The sequence below is a fragment of the Mucilaginibacter mali genome, from assembly GCF_013283875.1.
Taxonomy (GTDB): Bacteria; Bacteroidota; Bacteroidia; order Sphingobacteriales; family Sphingobacteriaceae; genus Mucilaginibacter; species Mucilaginibacter mali.
Genome location: NZ_CP054139.1, coordinates 5745979 through 5771002, shown reverse-complemented (window position 1 = coordinate 5771002; position 25024 = coordinate 5745979). Strand labels below are relative to the sequence as shown.

Genomic DNA, 25024 nt, shown 5'->3' with positions numbered 1-25024 from the left:
GATTTTGTATCCCTAATATAATTTATAAACGTGATGATGCGTTTAAGCCTAACAACAAAATGAAAGATAATCAATTGGAAAAACCAAAACCGATACGTAAGATACCTAACAACAATAAAAAGATAACCCCTAAACCACCGAAATTCAATTTCGTATGGATATATGCCGTTATTATTTTGGGTATATTTTTAGCTGCACAATTCTTAAGCGTTAGCAGCACGCAGGAAATATCGTACCAGGAATTTGAAACCAAAATGCTGAAGCAGCATGACGTGGAAAAACTGGTAGCCTACAAAAACGGCGACCTGATAGTTGTAGAAGTTTATATTAAACAAGACAGTTTAAAGAAAAAACCACAATATGCCAAGGTGCGCGACCAGCGCAGTTTTGGTGTGCCAAACGCTGCGGGCCCGCAATATACTTTTACTGATGCTACTTATGAAAGCCTGAAAAAATCGATCACCGATGCCGAAAAGGATGTACCCGACACGCAAAAAACCCCGCTGAACTTTATAGTGCGCGATAATATCTTTACCAACTGGCTGTTCCAGGCGGTGGTAATGGTGATCCTGTTTATTGGCGTGTGGATGTTTATTATGCGTCGCATGAGCGGTGGCGCGGGCGGCGGTCCCGGCGGTCAGATCTTCAATATCGGTAAATCTAAAGCCACCCTGTTTGATAAGGAAGCGCAGGTAAGCGTTACCTTTAACGATGTGGCTGGTTTGGAAGAAGCCAAGCAGGAGGTGATGGAAATTGTAGATTTCCTGAAGAACCCTAAAAAATACACCAACCTGGGCGGTAAAATCCCTAAAGGCGCATTGCTGGTAGGTTCGCCGGGTACAGGTAAAACCTTGTTGGCCAAAGCCGTTGCCGGCGAGGCGCAGGTACCTTTCTTCTCGCTGTCGGGTTCCGACTTTGTGGAGATGTTTGTGGGTGTGGGCGCATCGCGTGTTCGCGATCTGTTCCGCCAGGCTAAGGATAAAGCGCCATGTATTATCTTTATTGATGAGATTGACGCCATAGGCCGTGCCCGTGGCAAGAATAATATTGTAGGCGGTAACGATGAGCGCGAAAACACGCTGAACCAGTTACTGGTAGAGATGGATGGTTTCGGTACCGATTCGGGCATTATCATCCTGGCTGCTACCAACCGCCCTGATGTACTGGATTCGGCTTTATTGCGCCCGGGACGTTTCGACCGCCAGGTAAGTATCGATAAGCCAGATCTGATCGGTCGTGAGCAGATCTTTAAAGTACACTTAAAACCGGTTAAACTGGCCGAGGGTGTTGATGCCAAGAAACTATCTGCCCAAACCCCGGGCTTTGCCGGTGCCGAGATAGCCAACGTCTGTAACGAGGCGGCCCTGATAGCCGCCCGTAAAAATAAAGAGGCGGTAGATATGCAGGATTTCCAGGACGCTATCGACCGTGTAATTGGTGGTTTGGAAAAGAAGAACAAGATCATATCTCCTGAAGAAAAACGTATCGTTGCCTACCACGAGGCTGGTCATGCCATTGCAGGCTGGTTCCTTGAGCATGCCGATCCGCTGGTGAAAGTATCTATCGTTCCGCGTGGTGTTGCCGCTTTAGGTTACGCGCAGTACCTGCCAAAAGAACAGTTCCTGTACACTACCGAGCAACTGATCGACGGCATGTGTATGACCATGGGCGGCCGTGTTGCCGAAGATATCACCTTTGGCCGTATCTCAACAGGTGCACAAAACGATTTGGAACGTATCACCAAACTATCTTATGCCATGGTTACCGTTTACGGTATGAATGACAAGGTAGGCAACGTATCGTTCAATGATACACAGGGCGAGTACCAGTTTAACAAACCATATTCAGAAAAAACATCTGAACTGATAGACTCTGAAGTGCGCACGCTGATAAATGATGTATATGCCACTACCAAAAAGCTGCTGATAGAGAAACGCGAAGGTTTAGAAAAGCTGGCCAACAAGCTGCTTGAAAAAGAGATCCTGTTCCAAAGCGACCTAGAGGAAATTTTAGGCAAGCGTCCGTTTGAAAACCGCACCACTTACGATGAGTTTGTAAACGGCACCGATGACCCGGGTAACCAGGACTTAGCCGCGCAAAACTTAGTGCACGAAGGGGTGGGGGATCATTCCGGCACCTTCAACCGCAATCCTGAAGAAAAGGATGCCAATGCTGCGGAGTAATCAGCATTAAACATAGAAGCGAAAAGCCGCACCAAAAGGTGCGGCTTTTCGCTTCTATACAACAACGTCATTGCAATGACGTTGTGATAAACTACTTCGCATTAAACATCCCCAATAACTTCATTTGCCGGTTAGCTTCCGCCAGTTTGCGGGGAGATATGCCCGCATGGTTTTCATGGTCGGGATCGGCGCCGTACCGCAGCAGCAGTTGCACCTGTTCGGGTTTATATTTTCGTTTAACAGCATAAAACAGCGCGGTATTGCCGTCGCCGCGGGGATGGTTTACATTGGCCCCATTTTGCAAAAACCATTCTGCTACCTCAAATCGCCGCCAGTGAAAAGCCCCGAGGAATGGTGTATCCTCTCCTGCCAATGCTTCAATATCGGCGCCGTGCTGTTTAAACAACGCGGCGGCTTCCACATCGTTATACCAGGCAATGGCAAACATGCAGTTTTGCGGGTTGGCCCCTGCCGACAGCAGGTAAGCATACAGTAATTTATTACGTCCGCGGGTGTAAGCATACCAAAGCGGCGTAGCCGGAAAAAAGCAGCCGCCATCCTTAATTTGATGAACACTGTTCATATCCATCCCTTTGCTTAAAAGTAATTTTAGGATCTGTAAACTGGTATCGGCTTTTGCCTCGTCGCTTACTGCTACGCCGCCCAAATAATGGAGTGCGTTCTTGCTACCATCCTCGGCATAGTTTAACCATTTATCATCCTTTTCCAGCAATACCTCCACTGCAGGATGATCTAAATTTCTGATCGCTTGTATAAACTTATTCATTGGTTTACGTTATAGCATAATTCAAGGTACATTTTTTTCAAACTAATTTAAATATAACCTTTTACGTGATCGGCAAAGCAACTTCGGGTACGGATTTATCGTAAAAGCAACTTGAACGCCGCTATGCAAATTTTTATCCATTAGCTTTGCAACAAAATGCGCATTACCACAGTCTAATTAAAACGAGAAAACGGCTTAAACTACTGATCTGAATGAAGCGAATATTACCCGTAATTGTTATCTCCCAGTTTTTCTGTACGTCGCTATGGTTTGCGGGGAATGCTATTATGGGCGATATTGCCCGACAATTCAACCTGGAGCCCGGCTACCTTGCACATCTTACCAGCGCGGTGCAATCGGGCTTTATTACAGGTACGCTCATATTTGCCATATTGAGTATCGCCGACCGGTTTTCGCCTTCGCGCGTATTCTTTTTTTGCGCCATCATTGCCGCGCTGATCAACATGGCTTTATGCACCCGCGCCATCAACTCGTCCGAACTGATCACTATCCGCTTCATGACCGGCTTCTTCCTTGCCGGAATCTATCCCGTAGGCATGAAGATAGCAGCAGATCATTACGAACAGGGCCTGGGTAAATCATTAGGGTTTTTGGTAGGCGCGTTGGTTTTGGGTACAGCATTTCCGCACTTTTTAAAAGGCATGACCGCTGGCCTACCCTGGCGATACGTCATCTATGCCACATCAACATTAGCTACATTGGGCGGCGTAGCCATGGTATTACTGGTACCCGACGGCCCCTATCGTAAAGCCGGACAAAAACTCAACTTTACCGGTTTTTTAAATGGCTTTCGCAATAGCCGGTTCCGCGCCGCGGCATTTGGCTACTTCGGGCACATGTGGGAGTTGTATGCCTTTTGGGTATTTGTGCCGGTGATATTAGCGGCTTATAAAATCAACTACCCCGCGGCGCGATTTAATGTATCGCTGTTAGCTTTTTTCATCATCGCATCGGGCAGTTTGGCTTGTGTTTTCAGCGGATGGATCTCGCAGCGTATTGGTGCAAAGCGAACGGCGACTGTTGCATTAACGATATCGTGCATTTGCTGCATCCTGTCGCCCTTAGTGCTTTTCATTCCGGCAACGGCTGTATTTATCGGCTTTATGTTTATCTGGGCAACATCGGTCATTGCCGATTCGCCTATGTTCTCTACTATTGTAGCCCGCACTGCCCCCGCCGAAACCAAAGGCACGTCGCTTACTATTGTAAATTGTATCGGCTTTGCCATTACCATTATCAGTATACAATTGATCAACGCGCTGCGTACCGATGCTAACGCGAAATACATTTATATGCTGCTGGGTATTGGCCCGGTGCTGGGATTGATCGCCTTATTTAGGGATAAAGAATAGCCAATTACAACTTCACCCTGATCGGCGGAACGCCCTTATGCCAGGTTGGGCCAATGCCCAGACCATCAAATAACTGATGCTGCTCGTTGTTTAAGGCCGGCGCACCGATCTTACGGAGATCCTCGGGCTGATAGATATTCAAACCATCACGAATCAGTTTCGGATCCCTCATGTCAAAGCCATCAGGCAGATCTCCGGGCAGTTTGATATTATAAAGGAGGTTTCTTTTTATTTTGATCCCTTGCGGCTGATCGGTATAAACTATCGGGTCCGACGCCAAAACAACGTTTCCAATAATAGCGATATTCATGGGCGGAAGGCCACGGTCGTCGCGCTTGCCGGCGCCTATTTCAATGGCCTCGGCACAGTTAACAATGGTGTTGTTCCTGATTACCGCACCCTTCACCTGCATGTATCCGTTCAATGCCGAATTGGGTATGGCATCCATTACGCTTATAGCTGCTTTTAGTCCTGTGCCCGTCAGCCCGGTTAAATAATTATGATGCACCCGGTGCCCCTCGCCAATAATGCGGATGCCACCTGTGCCCTTAACGCCGTTACCAACCATATAGTTGCCATACACATCGGCAAAGTTGCCCTCGCGCAGGGTGAGGGTGCCCACACACTCGTAAAACAAATTATTACGGATGGTATTATGACCCGATTTGTTAGAGACCACTTCCATTTCGCCATTGCACTGGTAAAAGATGTTATCCTCTACCGTGGTGTACGAATCGTCCATGGATACCTGGCTGGTGCCTATGCGGATGGTTTCGCCGCCGTTAACGCCAAGATCTGGGCGGTAATCAAAAAAGTTATGGTCTATCTGGTGATAGTTGGGTTTATCGGCCACCCAAACAACCAGCGTGGTACCCTGGTGGGTTTTACCCTTGATATAGCAATGGTCTACCCGGTTATGATCGCCGTTGAGCGATACCCATTTGTAATCCTGTTTTTTATCGGGCGTGTTGAAATCAACAATAGCCGTGTTGGTCAGGCGACAGTAGGAGGTTTCTTTACTAAACAGAATAACATCCTTTTTTTGCGATGCCCCCTGGGTAAAGTTCAGGCCGTCCACTATCAGATACTGGCCGTCTATCAGTAAGTTGGAGTTTCCCTTTAGGATGGTTTTACCCGGCTCTGCCGAAATTAAGGTGATCGGCGCTTCCTTAGTACCTTTACCTTTAAACACCAATTGCTGACTGTTCCAGTCGCCCGCTTGCAAAATCACGCGGTCGCCGGGCTGCAGGTTAAGCGCGGCTAACTCAGCAGCCGAACGGATGGTATGATCATGCCCACGCGTCCGTGCAAAAGATGCGCTGACACAAGCGATAAAGGCGGATACAATAATTAAACAATAACGGTTCATTCGGGGCACCAAAAATGATCGGCTAAGATATTAGATTTTAATTTGTGTTTTTGTTACAAACTATCGGTCATCTTTATTGATATTTCACCCCGCCCTTTTGCCTTAACAGGGCTTCCAGGTAATAGTAATCGGCATAGCTTATCGGCGCGTCAATTTCGCCATTGGCCGGTTTGTTGCCGGTGCTGTGCAGCAGGATATAACCTTTGGCTTCGCCGGGCTTTGCCTGATAGCTATCGGTCAGGTTCTTTACAATTTTATCGGCAAGCGATTTGTATGTCGCGCCATTTGCGCTGTAGGTACTCAACTCGTACAAAGCCGAAGCAGTTACCGCAGCAGCCGACGCATCGCGCGGAGCGTTTGGAATGGCCGGATCGTTATAATCCCAGTATGGCACCAGGTCTTTAGGCAAGTTAGGATTGCTAAAAATGAATTTGGCGATCTTTTCGGCCTGCTGCAAATACGCTTTGTCTTTGGTTTCTCGGTAGCACATGGTATAACCGTACAAACCCCAGGCTTGTCCACGCGCCCAGGCCGAACCATCGGCGTAGCCCTGGTGTGTTTGCTTGTGCAACACTTTGCCGGTCTCCGGATCATAATCGATCACATGGAACGATGAGTTATCCTCCCTGAAATGATTTTTCATGGTCGTATTGGCGTGACTAACTGCGATGTTATAAAACGTTTTATCGCCCGATAGTTTACTGGCCTCAAACAGTAGCTCCAAATTCAGCATATTATCAATGATCACCGGGAACTTCCAGTTCTTGCGGTTATCCCACGATTTGATACAGCCTACCGTTGGGTTAAAACGGGTGGCCAGGGTTTTGGCGGCTTCCAGTAATACCTCTTTATAATGCGGGTCTTTGGTTAGTTTATAGCCGTTGCCTACACTGCTGTAAACCTTAAAGCCCATATCGTGCGTGCCGCCGTTAGTTTTTTCCTGTTCGATGTTGGCTGTATAGGCTTTGGCCTCAGTCATCCATTTTGGATCTTCAGTGTATTGATATAAAAACCACAGTTCGCCCGGGAAGAAGCCGCTGCACCAGTCCTTTGATGGCACCAGCACCAGTTCGCCTTTCTCCAGCGAGCGGGGCGATGCCATATCGGGCTTGGCGGTTTTCTTTGCTTCGGCCACTTCTTTCAGCATCAGGTCGGTTTGTTTGGCGGCAAAGGCAAAGCCTTTGGCTGTTTGGTCCTGCGCCATGGCTGTAGTGCCGGTTAAGGCCACAAACAGGATAGGGAGTATATATTTTTTCTTCATAATTTAAGCCCCACCCCCCCCCAGTAGGGAGGGCTATTTTCTTAAGTCTCCCCCTCCCGTGGGAGATTTAGAGGGGGCTGACTGTGTATTTCTATTTTTTCAAAGGTACTAAAGCAACCTCCAATATTTTCATCAATCCCTGCTTTTGAATTTCTACAGGAGTGATCTTCAATGTATGCGTACCCGGCTGCAGGCTCACCTCGCCGATGGTTTGGTCGATGATCTTATCGCCTTTATCATTAGTGGCTACGGTCCCGGTCTTCTTCAGATCGCCCAGGCTTAATTCGTAAGTACCAGCGTTATCCGCATCGGCAGCGTACTTGATGATCACTTTATACTTTGCTGCTGTCAGCAGCCTGAACTGCCATTTTACCACCTTGTCCTTTTTGTTCCAGCGGTCGATAAAATACTTACCGGTTTTGCCATCACCAAAATGGAACTCGCCCGGCCTCATATCCGAATCGAACGCCAGCATGCGGTTGGCATAGTCCTTTGCATCCAAAACGCGTACCGGGTCAGTTACAATATCGCCGCTTGTTTCCACAACGATGACGCTGCTTACCTGGTCAGGCGCGTTGGCCGGGACACTCAGTTGGACATCCATCGGATCGACACGTTTAATGGCCAGCGGTTTTTTGGATGCATCGCTTAATAAATATGCTTTTTTGATATCGCTTTTTAAGCCACCAATAACCAGTTTACCATCTTTAGGCCAGTTGAATACCTGTAGGTAAAGCAGGTTGCCTTTACGTGTAGATACACCCCAATTTTGGAACGGCAGCGGCGTTTTGGTGGTTTTGTAAATGCTTTCTGCATTTACGTCCATCCATTTGCCGATGCTGTCCAGGATCTGTTGGTCTTTAGCATCGAACTCGCCATCGCCCTTCGGACCGATATTCAGCAACAAATTTCCACCTCTTGAAGCCGAGTTAGCCACCAGGCGGATAAAATGACTGGCCGGTTTATGGCTATGGTCGTATTTAGAATACCCGTAAGATTCGTTAGTTGTCGGTATCGCTTCCCAATCCCCCTCTACCGGAAAGAACTCGGCAGGGCGGTCGGCGGTGTTTTGATAATCGCCGTAATTCATGCTGCCGTTGCGGGCCAGCCTGCCGTTCACTACCACATTTGGGTCGATAGCGCGAATAGCTTCCAATACACGCAAATTCTCACTGAAAGGCAATTTGCCCGGCGTATCAAACCAAAGGATATCGGGGTGATATAAACGAATCAACTCCTGCACCTGGGGGATAGCCTTCTCGTTTACATATTTAATGGCTTTTGGCAATAGCTCGGGGTGCACATCGTACCAGTTATCGCCACCGAACAGTTTCTGATCGCCGCCGGGGTTACCGTATTCCCAATCGTTGCCCGGCGCATCAGGGTGCTCCCAGTCAAAGGCGTGCGAGTAATAGAAGCCAAACTTCAGGCCGTATTTTTTGCAGGCCGCGCTCAGGTCGGCCATTGGGTCGTGGTGCCAGGCGGTTTGTTTTACTACGTTATAATCCGTAACACCCGAATTATACATCGCGAAGCCATCATGATGCTTTGAAGTGATGATCATGTACTTCATCCCGGCACGTTTAGCGGTGCGCACCCATTCATCGGCATTAAATTTTACAGGGTTAAACTTGTGGGCCAGCTCCAGGTATTCGGCACGGGGAATGCGTTCTTTCCGCATCAGGTGTTCGGCATAACCGGTTACCTGTTTGCCCTTCCACTCGCCACCGGGCAGCGAGTAGATACCCCAGTGGATAAACATGCCGAAACGGGCTTCGCGCCACCACGCTACTCGGGCATCGTGATTTTTCATACTGGCGGTCCACCAGCCGTTCACAGCCTTGTCTATTTGTTTTTGGTCGCGGGCTTTAGCCTGGTTTTGCATGCCGGCTTCATCGCCGGTGTTTTGAGCTTTGGCGGGTAAGCATAAGCCGGCCACCGACAGCACAAGGGCGCCGTAGAGCAGTTTCTTGTAGTTGATCATCATACCTGTTGTTGGTAAACTAAATTGGTACCGCTAATAGATGATTATTTCCCGGCTTATTTTTTCGGCCATTTGGCTAAACATTCAGCTAAATTAACGTACGGAACAGTCATTTGATAGGATGAGTGTAAATAGGGCTGATAAATTACAAGGAACAAAATAAATGGTCATGCCGAACTTGTTTCGGTATGACGGTTGTTAGCCCTGCGAATTTTTAAACGCGTTCCAACCCTGCGCTTTCAACTCGTGTACCGCACCTGCTTTAGTGATCAGGTTACGCCCGGCCGATGCTTCGGTAATGTGGCCAATGATGCTGATATCCGGATGATTCTTCAACTTATCGTAATCTGCTTGTTTAATGGTGAATAGCAACTCATAATCCTCGCCGCCGCTTAAAGCGCAAATGGTTGGATCGAGGTTGAACTCACGGGCGGTCTCGTAGGTCATCGGGTCGATAGGGATCTTCTCTTCGTACAGGTTGCAGCCCTTATTGCTTTGAGTGCAGATATGCAATACCTCGGATGCCAGGCCGTCTGATACATCGATCATAGCGGTAGGTGTTACGCTCCAGGCTTTTAATAGTTCAACTATATCTTTACGTGCTTCCGGTTTCAGCTGGCGCTCCACAATATAATCCTTGCCTTCCAGATCGGGTTGAATGTTTGGGTTTTCCAAATAAACCAGCTTTTCGCGCTCCAATAGTTGCAGACCGGTATAAGCGCCACCAAGATCGCCGGATACGCAGATCAGGTCGCCTTCCTGCGCGGTGTTGCGGTAAACAATGTCCGCTTCATCGGCATAACCTAAAACGGTTACGCTAATAATGAGGCCCTGCTTCGATGCCGAGGTATCACCGCCCACCAAATCAACATTGTATTTTTCGCAGGCTACATAAATACCCTGGTACAATTCTTCAATGGCTTCCAGCGGGAATTTGCTGGATACACCTATGGATACCGTTACCTGCGACGGTGTGGCATTCATGGCGTAAACATCGCTCAGGTTTACCTGGATGGCTTTATAGCCTAAGTGCTTGAAGGGGGTGTAGGCCAGATCGAAGTGAATACCCTCTAACAGCATATCGGTAGAAATCAATGTTTTTTTGCCGGTAAAATCCAACACGGCGGCATCATCGCCAATACCTTTTAAGGTGCCAGGCTGTTTTAGTTCTATATTTTTGGTCAGGTGATCTATCAGGCCAAACTCGCCCAAATGGTTTATCCCTGTTGTTTCTTTATTATCAAACATGTCCATGCCGCAAAAATACAAAAAGATGCGCGGAATTGAGCGGGAGCTTTGTCCTGCTGTTTGCTATGCTCATGTCCCACGCAATACTAAAAGAAGTTTGCCATTTCGAACGAATCAGCAGGGGAAGAAACGGTGGGTATGAGGAGAAATCTTATACAACATACTTGTCGCGCGTACAAGATTTCTCTTTCGCGCCCACACAATTTCCCACCCGGCTCTATCGAAATGACAAGAAATTAATAATATACGTACCTTACTTCCTCGTCGTAATATTAGGTTTCGGCGCCGGTTTCATGTCCTCGCCAATATAAAAGCCCACGTGCGGTGGCTGGTTATAGGCCACATTTTGCCAGGCGATAGAGTTTCGGTATTGCGGATCGTGCATCAGTGTATAAAAGCGGTGTTTGGTTGGGATGGTAGTGGTGTAGATCCGCAGGTTTTGGTTATCGGTAGTACGCAGGATCAGTTCCTCGCGCCAGTCGCCAAATATATCGGCGCTAAGGGCCGGGGTAGATTTGGAACCGTTGTTTGAGGTACAGCCCTCGGCGGTGAAAACCCGGCCTTTGCGGTAACGATCGATATGGTTACCGTCCAGCAGGTCGCGGGTAAGATCGCCCTCCCACCAGATCAGGAAATTGGTTGACGGCGGCATAGGGCCAATGATATCGCCCTTAATATTGCGCAAACCGCCCGACCCGCTCCACCAAACTTCAGCACCGCGACTGGTTGGATCTATATTCTCTGCTACGCCTCGCCCGATATCCTCACCCATCGATCCCTCCCAAATAATTTTACCGGTCTTTGCACTGTACAAGGCCGCTCCTGCACCGGTCTTATTCGTCTCATTCTCGTGGATGCCAAATACTTCCAGTCCGGGCAGATCAGGGTCAAGATCGCCAACGTGCAGGGCATCGCCATGGCGCAGCATGGTTGAGTAAAGGCCTTTGCCGTTGTCATCTATTACCATCGATCCGTAAATGATCTCGTCTTTACCGTCATCGTCCACATCGGCTACGCTTAAATTATGATAACCCTGGCCCGAGAAGATATTCTTGCCATCCTTGCTATCAAACACCCAGCGCGAGGTCAGCTTCCCACCACGAAAATCCCAGGCGGCCAACACGGTGCGACCGTAATATCCCCGGCACATTACTACGCTTGGTAGTTTGCCATCTAAATAAGCTACACAGGCCAAAAATCGGTCAACCCGGTTCAGGTTATCATCGTTACCGGCATTGCCACCCCAACCGCCCCAGCCACCGGTAGGGTAACGGCTTGGGATATAATCGGTGGTGGCCAGCACTTCGCCGGTCTTGCCACTGAACACCGAGAAATACTCGGGGCCATCGCCAATTTTGCCACGATCGTTCACCCAGTTTTTACTGGCATCGCCAACCACTTTTCCTTTAGCATCAGTAGTACCATCGGCGGTTTTGCAGGCAAACTCGGCTATGCCGTCACCATCCAGATCGGCTACCATAAATTGCGTATAATGCGCACCCTCGCGAATGTTCTTACCCAAATTTATCTCCCATAAAAAGGTGCCGTCCAGCTTATAAGCCTGGAATATCGGCGGATCGGTAACACCGTTTGACGGGGTATCCCTGCCACGGCCAGTCATGTGGACGATCAACTCATAATCGCCATCACCATCCAAATCGCCCACCGAAACATCATTAGGCTGGTAACCCTGCGGCGTACGCAAATGGATATTAAGGTATTGCTGCACCGGCGAGTTGGCCGCCAATACAAAGGGCTTACCTGCCTCCTGCTCCTTGCCGTTCAACACCGCCTTTACGGTGTAGGTATTGGTTTTAGAAAGATCGGCTTTGGTGTCGTTAAAATTGGTGCCGTCGGTAATGGGCTGCGCGTTCAGCTTTACCGGCGCTTGCCCATCGGCGCTGCGGTACAGGTTAAAGGCTATAGCATCAGGTTCGGTACCCAGCATGCGCCAGCTTACAAAAGCTGTATCGGTACTTTTGCGTACGGCGACGATGCCGCGCGATAGTTTTTCCATCATGCGCTGAGCCATCAGGGCGTTGGCGGTTAATATTATCAGGGCTGTTAATAAGGTATATTTTAATTTCATACAATGCGTTGCGAAGAAAATAATGATCTGACAATTGGTTGTAAGGGATATCGTTTACGGCTTCAAAATTTTAATGGAGGGGTCAACCGGGCGCTCCTTATAGTATTCGGTCCAGGTGATCTTAAATACCGTTACCCCATCCTTTGGCAGCACATGCGGCTTCTCCAGGTTAAGCTCCCGCTCCTCCATTTCCCACGACATACGCTCGTCCGAACCTAACAGCTTCACCGTTCCGATGATTCGCCCGCCAATGCGGGTACATAATTCCTTTATCTTCATATCGCCCTGGGGCACATCCATCACAAACACATATAGCGCGTCTTTCGATTCGGCAAAACGCACATCGCGCCAGCTATAGGCGGCTTTCGGGTCGGTCATGGTCGGGCCTTCTCCTTTAAATTCGGATGGATGCACATCGGCAATAGCCTCGCCGTTTACCTTCAGCCAATCGGCCATTTGCGTTTTTTGTTCGGGCGATAGCTTCTGGCTTCCTTGCTGGCATACAGCAACGACCAGGTCCTGTATCGCTTTTTTAAGACTGTTATCCTGCGCCTTCAAATGGATTGCGCCAAACATCGCGGCAACAAGCGCTAAAGTAAAAATGCGTTTCATTAAAGCTGGGTTACACCGCGCGACAGGCGTTTAGCGGCGATATGGTTTACAAATGTTATCAGCTTACAAGTTTGTATTTATTTGCCGCACAACAAAATTACACCATACTGGTAGGCATCCTGCCTAATAAACAGAAAAGCCTTGCCGTAATTCGGCAAGGCGAGAGCGTTAATATTTAGGCTCCCTTCCATCAGATGGAAGTTAGGGAAAGGCCTACATTTCCTGCACAGTTCCTGTCAACTTAGCGTCGGGGCTTGATGTGGTGCATTTCAGGCTTACTTCGGGTAAGGTTACCTTTATTTTCCCGCTGCTTACTGTAACCTGCACATCAACCGAAGTACCGATATAGGCATAGTACAAAGGCGCAGTGGTGCCTGCAGATATTTCAAACTGTCTGGCGGTTTTGGCCTGCCCGGTTGCCACCAACTGGTAGGTACCGCTTGCCGACGGCGCTTCCACAAAGCTTAAAGCCAGCGAGTTCACTTTTACCGTGGCCGATGGTGTGGCATCCCAAAAGTTATACAGGATGGTTGCCGTACCACCCGATGTAGTGGTTTTATAAGTAATGGCGGTTTTGTAGGTAGTACCGGCAAGTGTCCAGCTATTATCGCCAGATGCTGTTTCTGATTTGTCTTTTTTGCAGGCGCTGCAAAATGCAACTGCCAGGGCCATTAAGGTAATGAGTTTTTTCATGATGATGTGTTTTTTGTTACTTGTTACTGGTACAAAGCACCTGGTTTACGGGGCGCAAATCAATAATGCAAATGCAGTATATTTGGGGTAGTGTTAAATTAGCAAGCCTATTATTTTAAAATGCCACACTTACTGCTTCAATCCATCACCTTACTGGCATTCTGGCTTTTGGCTTTCGCTTTTATTACCGCCATAGGTTTTGCACGCATTCCCTTCCGCACGCAAAACGGGGTGCTGACCGAAAACAAGTTCAATTATTTTTGGTACGGCCTGGGCAAGTGTATTTTATTTCTTCAGCTATGGAATTTATTCGCGCCTGTTAATTTTTTTTGTTGGGCTATTCTTTTACCCATCGCTTTAGATGGACTAAGGGAAATGATAAAAGCCAGGTTCTTCAGTTCGGTAAAATTTCCCGGCTGGATAACTGTTGTGCTGATGCTGTTGGTCGCCGTATTCCTGATCACCTCGAGCCTGGATAACTCCTTTATTTACGATACCATTGTTTATCATTTTTATTGTATCAACTGGGCTAACCATTATCCATCTACACCGGGAGCTGCCAACCTGTACATTTACCTTGCCGTTAACCAATCGTACTTTTTATATGCCGCTTTTCTCAATGGTTTATGGGGGCATTACGCCGGCGCCTGCGCATCCAACGGGTTACTGACCATCGCCATCTGCACCGAAATTATTTGTAACACAAAAGCCTGTTTCAGTGGCAAGAAAAAGGTAGATTTCCTGTCGGCCTTCCAGTTATTGTTCCTGCCTATCTGTATTAACGCGGGGGTACAAAACCTAAGCAGCCCCACGCCCGATGTTTTTGTGAATGTGTTTACGTTTAAAGTTTTGTGCGATGTGATCCGCTGCATTGAAGCCAAACAAATTACCTTCCAGGATATCTTCCTATTGGCCTTTTATGCCTTGTTTGGAATGGTCATGAAGCTAAGCTTCGCCGGGATTGGCTTCGGATTGTTGTTCATGGCACTTTACTGGCTCATCAAAACCAAACGGTGGAAGGCCGCGCAAATATGGCCCTCCATTGGCATATACGCACTGTTAGTGCTACCATGGATAGTAAGGGGCGGCATCGCCTCGGGGTACCTTGGCTTCCCGTTGACACTATTCCCGCTACCGGTAGATTGGCTAATACTTAAAGGAAACGTAATCAATTTTGCCGATTATATTAAGGGCTTTGCCCGCTCGCACCTGCATGGGCCGCCGGCTATTGAAGCAGCACATAACTATAGCTGGGTACACGATTGGATTATCCGCATGCTTAGCACCCTCGGCGCCGTGCTGCCTGTGTGTTTATGCATCGGGCTTATTGTATGGTTTAGGATCAGGCGCACCAACACCCGTAAACTGAACCTGTTTTTGATACCTGTACTTATTACGCTGGCGTTTTGGTTTTTTATGGCGCCCGATATCCGCTTCGCGCCGTTTACCTTTTGGGCGCTGGGACTGGCCCCGCTGGCATTTTTAATAGCAGGTTTTAACTACAAGTGGTTAAAGGCTATGCCCGTGGTGATCTTTATTTGCGCCTGTGCTGTTATGTACAAAAACCGCAATTTAGATATGCAGCCCATAGGCGATGTGCCGAAAATAAATAACCCCGGGATATTTACCACAAGGTCGGGGCTGAAGATAAATATTGTACATAATAACCCCGGCGAAGACCATTGGGAAATAGGCGATTGCAACATCCCCTGTTCCGTATTTCCCGACTCGGCCCTTACCTTACGCGGCAAAACTATCACGGAGGGTTTCCGGATCGAAAGGAAATAAATGCAAACTGCGTAAGCCCTTCATTTTGAACAAATAAGCATCTTGTAACATTAATATTGCATAGCTTAATAATTATTACCGGCCTGTAAGTGATGTTTAAAAAGTCATTTTCTTTGCAGGATATTATTCCAAATAAACAAGAAATACACCAATCAAAAACACACACTTTAGAGAAACTTTATTAACAATAGTTTAAAAATATTAGCAATTTAACGACGAAAAAATTTTTTTTCAACATTTGGTAATCCGGATAATTTGTATAGTTTTGTGTTCGATTAAAGATGGGGTGTATTATTTAGTAAACACTGTGTACAGTTAACCCGAACAAACTAAGGATTAATGAAGAAATTTTCTCTTGTTATTGCGCTATTTCTCAGCATTTTAGCTGCACACGCGCAAACAAAAACCGTTCCAGCACAAGCTCCTGAAAAAGAGGACGATCAGGAAAGTTTAGCCAAAGATTACATGTCGCAAATTATGGGTGTGGCCTTAAATGCTACCTCTAATGTGAAATTGTTTCAATTTGTTTACGACTGGATCGGTACCCCTTACCGTTTTGGCGGTTCATCAAAAAAAGGTATCGATTGCTCGGCCTTTACTAAAGAGCTTTACGAAAAGGTTTTCAACCTGGATATTAAACGCAATTCGCGCGATATTTTCAGCATGGTTACCCCGGTTGCTAAAGACGACCTGAAACAGGGCGACCTGGTATTCTTTAAGATCCATAGCCGCAGCATATCGCACGTAGGTATTTATCTTGGCGATGGCCGCTTTGCCCACGCTTCATCGCGCGGGGTAGCGATAAACAATATTGGCGACTCATATTACAGCCGTTACTTCTACCGCGGAGGCCGCATGCTGGCATCGTTTAAAGACGAGCTGATGTCGGGCAAAACGGAAGAACAGGATAGTAAATAAGAAAAAACAAGATATTTGATCCCTCCGTAAAAGCGGAGGGATTTTTTTTGCAATGAACATTCGTGCGCCGCTGGCCGGCCTGCTTTTTTTATTCGCCTTATCCTCCTGCGTTTTCCAGCAACCGGAGATGGCAACCGCTATTAAAAAGCCGTCAAAAAATCTCATCGCTGAAAAAAAACACTTAGTTAAAACTACACACGATACGCTTTGCATAGCTGCCGTTGGCGATATCATGTTAGGTACATCATACCCCAATAATAGCACGCTCCCCCCCGACAGCGCTTTACATAGCTTTGATGCCGCGCTAACCGACCTGCAGCAAGCCGATATCACCATTGGCAACCTGGAGGGCGTATTACTTGATGGCGGCGCGCCCGCGAGTTTTAAAATGCATTTAAAAAGCACTGCCTACTTGTTCCGTATGCCATCTGTTTACAGTGGGATATTTAAAAATGCGGGGTTCAACCTGCTCAGCCTGGCCAACAACCACATTGGCGATTTTGGCGACCGGGGGCGGCTCAATACCATGCGCGTATTAGATTCGATAGGCATTGCCTATGCGGGGCAGATCAGTCGCCCTGATACAGTGATCACTATCAGTGGCGTGAAATATGGCTTTTGTTCGTTTGCCCCAAATGCGCAAACCTTACCCATTACCGATCTGAAATTTGTTAAACAAGAGGTGCGTAGCCTGAAAAGCCGTTGCGATGTCGTTATCGTTTCCTTTCACGGCGGCGGCGAGGGGCCAACATTCGAACATGTGCCCCGGCAGATGGAAACCTACATGGGCGCCAGGCGGGGAAATGTGTATGAGTTTGCGCATACCGCTATTAACGCCGGCGCCGACCTGGTTCTGGGTAATGGCCCGCATGTTAACCGCGCGGTAGAACTGTACAACGGCCGGTTGATTGCCTATAGTCTTGGTAATTTTTGCACTTATAAATGCGTAAGTGTTGAGGGCGTATCCGGTCTTGCGCCCCTGCTAAAAGTTTATCTGAATAAAAAGGGCGAATTTCTATCAGCCCGGATCATTCCTTTTAAACAAACCCACGCTGACGGACTAACGCGCGATAGTACCTTTCGGGTAATTGACAAGATCAAACAACTTACCGATGCCGACTTCCCGGCCTCGGGACTTACCATCACGCTTGATGGCGTAATAACCCCGCTGCCACAGCAGGTAGGCGTAGCAGCAGGGATACAATAATTTACTTGGCGGTATCCGCCGTATTACGCACCAGGCTAATACCCTGAAAGAAAAACAATATCGAGATAATACCTACTACAATCAGGGTGACAGATTGTACGCTATGCTGTACAATACCAACCCCTGTATAGATCAAACCGACGATACCTAACACGGTAAGTATAGCGCCGAAAGTTCGTTTTAAGTTCATAGTTTCAGTTTATTTGAATTTGTTGAGGTAGTAATACAAATTGCAAACCAAAATGCGCTCTCCTCACCCCATCATCATGCTTCGCTATCGCTCAGCATGACGATAAACACGTAGAAACTACTCAATCACAAACATCTTCATCCCCTCTCTACCATAAAACACAGGAAAATACATCATCTCTGCTTTGGCAGGATTTACGTGGTAATTGCCACCGTAACGGGCCGTTAACGTAACCGAGAACGTATGCTTACCCTGTGTTAGTTTACGGCAAAATATACTCACCTTGTTTTTAAAGTACTCGCGGTGCACCTCGCCGTTACCGTAAGCCTGGCTTTTATCCTGGTACGAGCAGCCTGCCGGGATGGGGATCTCTATCATTACAAAATCGGCATCGGCCCGGGCGGTAACTTCGGCCCGCAGGGTAATCGTTTCGCCGCCTTTAGCTTTTGTTACCGTACTGCTGCTTTTCTCAAATTTGGTATCCACTGTAAAGTCCTTACTTACCTTTTCAGGAGTTGAGTTCCAGAATTTTTGATAAGCGGTAATGTATACCGGCATGGTGCCCGTTTTTTTAACCGTTAACTGCCCGCCGCCTGTTAATGTGCCGGTGTAAGGGAATTGTGTAACAGTCTCGTTTTTATCGCCGCTTAGGGTAATTACTGACGGTTCAGGCTTTTTATTACCGATGAGCAGATCGGGCATGATGGTTTCCAGGATTTGCGCCGACTCGTAGGTATTACGCCAGTAACCATCCTTGCGCTGTTCTAAAAAGTAGTTACGCAGCTTGCTTAGCAGTTCAGGGTGTTTACCGTCCGCTTTCAATATCCGGTAGGCCAGCACGCTTTCCTGTATCGAATTATTGAAGAAGCTGTAGCTATCCTGCCCCCAGTACACATTACCAAACATGGTGTACTTCATCCACTTCATCAGGCTGTCGGTTTGCAGGGCTTGCCCGCTCTGCTGACGTATCAGCATCAGGCGCAACTGATCGTAATGTGATGGTTTCACCTTCGGATCCAGCTGCTTCAGGTATTCCTTAATAAACCCATCGTAATCGGCTTTGGCGCCCAGCTTTTGTAGTAACAACATTACGGTCAGTTTATCCTCGCCACGATAGGCCGCGGCCTGGTAAAGCAGGTATTCGGTAAGGCGTTGCTTATCCAATTGGGTTTTAAAACCCTGTGTCTCGGCCTGCAATAACGCATCGGTTACGTGCAGGCTGATCCAAAGTTCCTCGTCGGTATCCTTCCACCAGCCCCAGGTACCTTTAGCACCACGGGCTTCCTGTAGTTTTTTAATGATCTCGCCAATGTTTTTATCGTACTTAAATGGCTCACCTAAATAGGTACGTATCTTTTTTTCGGATAACAAAGCGATCAGCTTCGACGCCAGTTGCTCATTACAGAGGTACTCGTAATCGCGCAGGTGCTCGGTCTCACTTAACAATGATGGCAGCACCGATGCCTCGGCACGGAAAGTGCCCTCTTTCAGTTTGGGATCGAGTTTAATGGTAAGCGTAGTATCCTTTTCCAGCGCGGCAAAAGTGCCTTTGGTTTCCAGCGATCCCTGCTCGAATACCGGGATGGAGCGCCGTTCGCCATCAAAATACCCGTTCGATTTTCGCACGGTATATTCGAAATTCAAACTGTCCTTTCCGGCGGCAGTCACCTTAAAGGTATCTATCAGCGAATTTTTCAGCACGATATCCTTCTCGCCCTGTAATTCGCCGTTAAATTTAAAGGTGCGCTTCAGTTTTACAGTATCGGTAGTATAATTCATCACCTTGCCGATAGGATGTAACTCATCGCCCCTGATGGCAAATTGCGGCGCGGTGAAGTTAGCGCTCAGTGGTTTGTAAGATTTAACCATACCCGCCACAACCCCCGATTCACGGTTGCCGGTCATCCCCAGCACAAAGGTTTGCCAGCCGGTAATATCATCGGGGAAGGTGGTTTTAAAACTGGCGTTACCCTGCGCGTCGGTAATAAGCTTAGGCTGCCAGTAAGCATAATCTGAGAAGTTTTTGCGGATGGATTGCATAGCCAGCAAGGCCGGATCGTTTAATGACGGATCTGACTTGAGGATAATGTTGAGTATTTTTCCCTTACTGCCAGTAAAACTGGCCTGATCGCCGTAATCATCAATTAGTTCTGCTTTTTCAATGATATCAGCGGGCAGGTTTTTCAACATACCGTTAACGTTTGCAAACTGTTTCCCGTTTATCCTTACTTCTTTTAACGCCCGGCCAGCAGATATAAATTCGCCGGCATCATTTACCTGTAACCCTGGCACCCGCCCCATTAAGGCTTGGCTAATATCCCTCACTTTATAAGCACTGGAAGAATAGGCTACAGTATCCATTTTATAAGTAACAGTTGATACAGATCCAGTCAGTGCACGCCTGGCTTGTGTGCCATAGCCCACAATCACCACTTCATTTAGCATAGCCTTAGCCGCATTAATATATATTTTAATATCCTGGCCCGGGTGTGTAACCACCTCTTCCGACGTATATCCAAGCGAAGTGATGATCAGCCTCCCGGTCTCGGGAACCTTTAACCTGAAAAAGCCATCAACGTTGCTTATCGTCCCCGATGCAATTCCGCGTACCCTTATCGAAGCACCGATTATCGGCTGTTTATCGTCTTTTGCATAAATATGGCCTGTCATTTCACCGGTTAGCGCGCCCGCATCCAGGTATTGCTGGTTAAACGTTTCCTTTATTTGTTGAATATCCTGTTTGTTATAGCTGTTGGGCTGATAATTATCAATAATGGCCGCTATTTTTAAACTGGTAGAATCCTTAGCGTGCGGAACAATAGTACCCGTGTGGTAATAGTTTCGTCCATGCGGTTTGATGACAACTCCCTCCTGCAAAAAGTAACTGTTATCTTTTAACAGGTACATCAGGCGATATTTGCCGGGGGCATAATTACCGAGATCGGTACGGATACCGGCAAATATTTTGGCATAATCGGGTTCATCATTTTTATAGATGATGATGCTTTTTATAAACGGTGTTTTGCCATCGGCGGTTTTACCAACGCCTATGGTAAGGTTGGCAAAGCTGCGGTTATAATCATAATTATAACCAAACAGGTCGGTGTTATGGCTGCGCATATCCAGGTAGTTTTGCCAAAGTGTATCTATGCCTTTTTGTGTAAGGGCATATTGCCGGTAATCGGTTATCCCTGGTTGATTAAACAGTTTTTTAGTGAAAGGATATTTTACCAGTAATGATTTTTGCTTAAGCAATCCCGGTTCGAACTGGAATGTATAGCCCGGTTCGGTCATAAAAATGCGCGGCTCTTCGCCCCTTACGCTATAAGTGAGGTAATTATCGGCCACCGGGCCCGCAACAACATAATTTGTGGTATTACGGGTGATGTAGTAAGGTGTAGTGCCCGTGTTGTTAAGGTTTGCCCCTCCCAACAAAAAGATGCGCCCATTTTGACTGATGGTGGCCAGCCTGTCGCCAAAATTGGGGACAACGCTTATTAGATATTTGTTGATGAGGTCGGCTTCATAAGTGGTCAGCGTATCGGGCATGGCTTTAAACCGGGCCTGCTTGTTAGCCACGGTATCGGCATTTAATGATAAGATCAACTTATGATTTAGTTCAACGTAAACACCGTTCATCACGATATTTTGATTGGCCGTACGGAAGCGAAAATCATGGCTGCCCGGCTTCACCATAAAGCTATAGCGCTGCGCATCGGTAGTTTTACTAAAGTATACCGGCACATCATCCACATATAAGATATGCACCGGGATAATGTCGCCATCCTTAGCTACAAAAGGCGCCACCTGGGTGGTACTGTCGGGCGTAGCCTCATACATTTTGTAAATATTATTGGGATGCGTGAAGCGATAATATTCGATGGTATCCAAACCCATTTGCCTGCTCCAGCGCTGCCAGTTGAGTTTAAACTGCCCGGTTGATTGCAGCCGGTTAACTCCCAACGGAATGCCCGGCTTCCGGCCCGGATAGTTACGGCCAAGATAAGGCACCATGGGTGGATGATAATTTTCGAATTTGGTGGTGATGGCGTAGGCCGTCAAATCGGCACCAGCAACCGGTTTACCCATGGCATCGCTTACATGTATCTTAATATCAGCCTGCTGGCCGGGGTAAACGAGCGGCGGTTGTTTTACATCTATCTGCAAATGCTTTTCCTGTAGGTAAGCCGTCAACTCATCCGACCGCATTTTGCCTCCCCACACATAATTTAAGACTACGGTTGCCGCATGGCCCATTTGTAGCTTCTTATAATTTAATTCAGTGCCCTCACCCTTATCAATCACTTTATCCCCATAAAACACATTATACCAAAAATGCAGGCGTGCTGGATTGTTTACGTTGATGAGCAGGGTATCACCTTTGTATTCGGCCGTACCGTGTAATGGCGATTGCGCTTCTTCCATATTGATGTTTTCATCCACACTATCTGCCTCCACCTGGTACTGCGCCACCGCTGGGTCGATCCTTAATTTAGCAGGCAACATAATCCGGCTGCGATAAAGCGTATCGTTATAGTCATCCAACCGATAAAGTGTTGCTTGTTTAGTTTGCGATTTACCCTTAACCAAATAATCCAGCTTCAGTGTATCCACGTCTAACCGGTGCGTTATTTGAAAAGCATCATTATCATAATTAAAGTATAGCGTTTCCTGCCGGCGCTCGTTATTGCTGGTCAATAAAGTGATATCGGCCATATACCTGATGCGGGCATTGGGGAAAATACTGTCGGGAATTACCAGTTTGGTTTCGCCAACCGGGTCTAAGCGTGTTTCATAGTTCCAAAGGGTATCGGGTACAAAAACGTGCTTCCCGGTAAATTGCGATACGCTGCTGGTTCGTAAAAGCACCTTTACACGCCCGTCGGGGATATCCAGCCCATTGGCATCGGTAGCACGGAGATATATAGAAGCCGGCTGACCAATGCTATGATCGGTTTTATCTGCCCGCACCGTAAATTTGGTGCCGTTCAATTCATAATCTTCGTAATAGAAGTTGGCGGTTTCGTATACCTTGCGATGAGCCATATAAGCCTCTTTTTCCTTAACCAGGTCGTACGGGTTATCGGCAGTTTCCAGGCTGATATAATAATAACGGTCCAGTTGCAGCTTCAGGCTGTCGGCTAAAACAAAGCTGTATTCAAATCCACCCTTATTATAGGCTTTTACATAGCCCAATACCTTACCGGCATCGTTATAGGTATTTTGCAACAGGCGGACCTGCAGGCGCTCATCACTAATTGGTTTCAGCGATTTAGGATCCAGCAGAAATGATTTAAACTTCACGGTGTCACCAGGTTTAAATTTTGGTTTATTAAAAACTGTATATCCCGGGTTCGGCCTTTGGTACGATAAATTGTTAACAGGTTTATGCGCGAACATCCTTCGGAATCTCGTTTTAACGCTTACCCAAAATCGCTTCAACCAGTTTTGATTATTGAAATACCTGCGCGGCCGCAGTTCGTTATCGGGTTTTACCTTATAAAAGTTGCTGACCCCCGCGTACTTCACGTTCAGCAGGCTATCCTTTTTATGCCGGGCCGCATGATAAAGGTGCATGTCGGTATCGTACGGAATGCGACGCTTACCCGCCAATACAACAGCATTGCTAATTTCATGGTCATTTGTATCCAGTAGTACAAAATGCAGCTCACGTTTATCATCCAGTAGTTTCAGGTATGCGGAGCGACGCTCGATCAATTCATAATTGAGTTGGTTATTACCCGCGTAAACTTCAATATAATTACCCGGTGACACCTGCCACGCCTTATAATGGCCGGTACGGAAGGAATCGATAGGGCTGCCCAAAACTTTGTCATCGGGCTTTTGCCTGCCGTTGGTATAGAATAGTTTTACGGCCGCGTCATTCAGCCGGTAGAGATAGGTATAAGTACTGCGATTGATACTATTGCTAAGCGGCTTTTGTGCCCATGATGTGGTACAGGTAAGGAAGAATAATAAGCCTGGTAAAAGCTTTTTCATAAGCGATATTTTAGGTTAAGATGACAAGAGCCAAATTATTCCATAAAATATCGCAGAAAAAATGTGATGTCGATTTATTGGGGTGGATGGTCGATTTATTACAGGATCGGAGTTGGCTTTTAATAAAACCTATGCGATTAATGAACTCTATAGAGCGTTTTCTGATTAGTAGTTGTCCCTTACACGCATTGCCTCATTATCGGAAGTTGTTCTGAACGATAGATAATAAACATCAACAAACAACATAAGAGATGCTAAAAATGGCAAGCTAAACAACAACTCTTGATTAATAAACAGCCAACGATACCTAAACATCCCATATAAAGCAGGCGCAGCATAGATGCGCACCAAACAAAAAAACATGAGCCCTGCAAATGCCCAATAGTATTTCCTAATACTGCTTGTGCGGACAAACACAAATGTGAAAACCATATAAAGCAGGCTAAAATTCATTAAGTAAGATCCTACAATGAAATATCGGGCACTCCAATTTAGAGCAAGAATTATCCAGGGTGCGATAATTGAAAGCAATCTGCATAAGAAAAAGACAATAAGCCCCGATTGCATCCACTTTTGTTCCTTAAAAGTTCGCATTACCCAAAAGAGACCTACGTATAATATAATTGCTACCAAGCCAGGTATAACCATAAATAATACGACATCCCCATTGGTCATTCGTACAGGCAGATGTGAAAAATCCTCTAAAATAATTTGATGCAATAAAAAGAACCTACCTGCATTGTAAGCACAAAAAAGAAAATTAATAACTGCGAAAAAAAGGGCGGTCTTTCTTTTTATTATCATAACCGTAAATTACACATTTAGCAAACAACACCAATAAGTTGATATTAGTTGCGAAGTAAATTCTACCTAATGGCCCGGTATGAAAAGCAAAATAGGTTGTTTTGAAAATGAACGATTATGCCAATGTCGGCGGTTCAGTCCCGCTATCCGCTGCAAAGCCTCGCTTGCCCGAACGCGGTCTGCCCAAGCTACTGGTTTTCCGCTGCTATCGGGTTTATAATGATCGGTAGCCGCTATTTCAGGAATATCGCTCTTCGCAGAGAATTTAGCGCACAAAAAAAGCCCCTCATCGCAATAATGAGGGGCTTAACATTAACGTCGGTCAGACGATAAGGTTTGGCACCGACCTACTCTCCCACATTTTACTGCAGTACCATCGGCTCTGGCGGGCTTAACTTCTCTGTTCGGAATGGGAAGAGGTGGACACCGCCGATATAGGCACCTGAATTTCTTTTGAGCTGAAAGCTCAAGGCCGAAAGCATAAAGCTTTTTAGCCAATTCGGTATTAGATAGGCTTC

Annotated in this window: 16 protein-coding genes and 1 rRNA gene; 5 read left to right on the top strand and 12 right to left on the bottom strand. The window is 46.9% G+C overall.

Annotation, left to right across the window (positions count from 1 at the left end; translation table 11 throughout):
• Positions 1 to 59: 59 nt before the first annotated feature.
• Positions 60 to 2183, top strand: coding sequence for an ATP-dependent zinc metalloprotease FtsH (gene ftsH, locus HQ865_RS24515; RefSeq protein WP_173417431.1), 2124 nt, complete (start codon positions 60 to 62; stop codon positions 2181 to 2183).
• 91 nt (positions 2184 to 2274) lie between these two features.
• Here the strand turns inward: ftsH and HQ865_RS24510 are convergent, their stop codons facing one another.
• On the bottom strand, positions 2275 to 2970 hold the full coding sequence (locus HQ865_RS24510) for an ankyrin repeat domain-containing protein (RefSeq protein WP_173417430.1): 696 nt from the start codon (positions 2968 to 2970) through the stop codon (positions 2275 to 2277).
• A gap of 212 nt (positions 2971 to 3182) precedes the next feature.
• Between HQ865_RS24510 and HQ865_RS24505 the strand changes: the two genes are divergently transcribed.
• Positions 3183 to 4343: an MFS transporter gene (locus HQ865_RS24505; protein ID WP_173417429.1), complete on the top strand. Its 1161-nt coding sequence runs from the start codon at positions 3183 to 3185 to the stop codon at positions 4341 to 4343.
• Between the two features lie 4 nt (positions 4344 to 4347).
• Here HQ865_RS24505 and HQ865_RS24500 read toward each other — a convergent pair whose 3' ends face one another.
• From HQ865_RS24500 to HQ865_RS24470, 7 genes are all read right to left on the bottom strand, one after another.
• Entirely contained in the window at positions 4348 to 5712 is a 1365-nt protein-coding gene (locus HQ865_RS24500) for a polysaccharide lyase 6 family protein (RefSeq protein WP_173417428.1), read from the bottom strand.
• Between the two features lie 73 nt (positions 5713 to 5785).
• Entirely contained in the window at positions 5786 to 6973 is a 1188-nt protein-coding gene (locus tag HQ865_RS24495; protein WP_173417427.1) for a glycoside hydrolase family 88 protein, read from the bottom strand.
• 91 nt (positions 6974 to 7064) lie between these two features.
• Positions 7065 to 8960 (bottom strand): alpha-L-fucosidase, encoded by a 1896-nt coding sequence (locus tag HQ865_RS24490; protein WP_173417426.1) that lies wholly within the window; start codon positions 8958 to 8960, stop codon positions 7065 to 7067.
• A 195-nt stretch (positions 8961 to 9155) separates the two neighbouring features.
• The gene (gene thiL / locus HQ865_RS24485; RefSeq protein ID WP_173417913.1) at positions 9156 to 10205 is read right to left on the bottom strand and encodes a thiamine-phosphate kinase; all 1050 of its coding nucleotides are present in this window, start codon (positions 10203 to 10205) and stop codon (positions 9156 to 9158) included.
• A gap of 253 nt (positions 10206 to 10458) precedes the next feature.
• Positions 10459 to 12294: a rhamnogalacturonan lyase gene (locus tag HQ865_RS24480; protein WP_173417425.1), complete on the bottom strand. Its 1836-nt coding sequence runs from the start codon at positions 12292 to 12294 to the stop codon at positions 10459 to 10461.
• Between the two features lie 54 nt (positions 12295 to 12348).
• Positions 12349 to 12906: an alpha-amylase family protein gene (locus HQ865_RS24475; protein WP_173417424.1), complete on the bottom strand. Its 558-nt coding sequence runs from the start codon at positions 12904 to 12906 to the stop codon at positions 12349 to 12351.
• Between the two features lie 213 nt (positions 12907 to 13119).
• Entirely contained in the window at positions 13120 to 13599 is a 480-nt protein-coding gene (locus HQ865_RS24470) for a hypothetical protein (RefSeq protein WP_173417423.1), read from the bottom strand.
• A 120-nt stretch (positions 13600 to 13719) separates the two neighbouring features.
• Between HQ865_RS24470 and HQ865_RS24465 the strand changes: the two genes are divergently transcribed.
• The 3 genes from HQ865_RS24465 to HQ865_RS24455 all read left to right on the top strand — a co-directional run bounded on the left by HQ865_RS24465 (position 13720) and on the right by HQ865_RS24455 (position 17512).
• Positions 13720 to 15387 (top strand): LIC_10190 family membrane protein, encoded by a 1668-nt coding sequence (locus HQ865_RS24465; protein WP_173417422.1) that lies wholly within the window; start codon positions 13720 to 13722, stop codon positions 15385 to 15387.
• Positions 15388 to 15726: 339 nt separating this feature from the next.
• The gene (locus tag HQ865_RS24460) at positions 15727 to 16305 is read left to right on the top strand and encodes a C40 family peptidase (RefSeq protein WP_173417421.1); all 579 of its coding nucleotides are present in this window, start codon (positions 15727 to 15729) and stop codon (positions 16303 to 16305) included.
• A 52-nt stretch (positions 16306 to 16357) separates the two neighbouring features.
• On the top strand, positions 16358 to 17512 hold the full coding sequence (locus HQ865_RS24455) for a CapA family protein (protein ID WP_173417420.1): 1155 nt from the start codon (positions 16358 to 16360) through the stop codon (positions 17510 to 17512).
• Between the two features lies 1 nt (position 17513).
• Here HQ865_RS24455 and HQ865_RS24450 read toward each other — a convergent pair whose 3' ends face one another.
• The 4 genes from HQ865_RS24450 to rrf form a co-directional block, all read right to left on the bottom strand.
• Entirely contained in the window at positions 17514 to 17702 is a 189-nt protein-coding gene (locus HQ865_RS24450; RefSeq protein WP_173417419.1) for a hypothetical protein, read from the bottom strand.
• A gap of 117 nt (positions 17703 to 17819) precedes the next feature.
• Positions 17820 to 23702 carry an alpha-2-macroglobulin family protein gene (locus tag HQ865_RS24445; protein WP_173417418.1) on the bottom strand — a complete coding sequence of 1961 codons (5883 nt, stop codon included), beginning with the start codon at positions 23700 to 23702 and terminating at the stop codon, positions 17820 to 17822.
• A gap of 165 nt (positions 23703 to 23867) precedes the next feature.
• Positions 23868 to 24506: a hypothetical protein gene (locus tag HQ865_RS24440; protein ID WP_173417417.1), complete on the bottom strand. Its 639-nt coding sequence runs from the start codon at positions 24504 to 24506 to the stop codon at positions 23868 to 23870.
• 334 nt (positions 24507 to 24840) lie between these two features.
• Positions 24841 to 24952 (bottom strand): 5S ribosomal RNA (gene rrf, locus HQ865_RS24435).
• Positions 24953 to 25024: the final 72 nt, after the last annotated feature.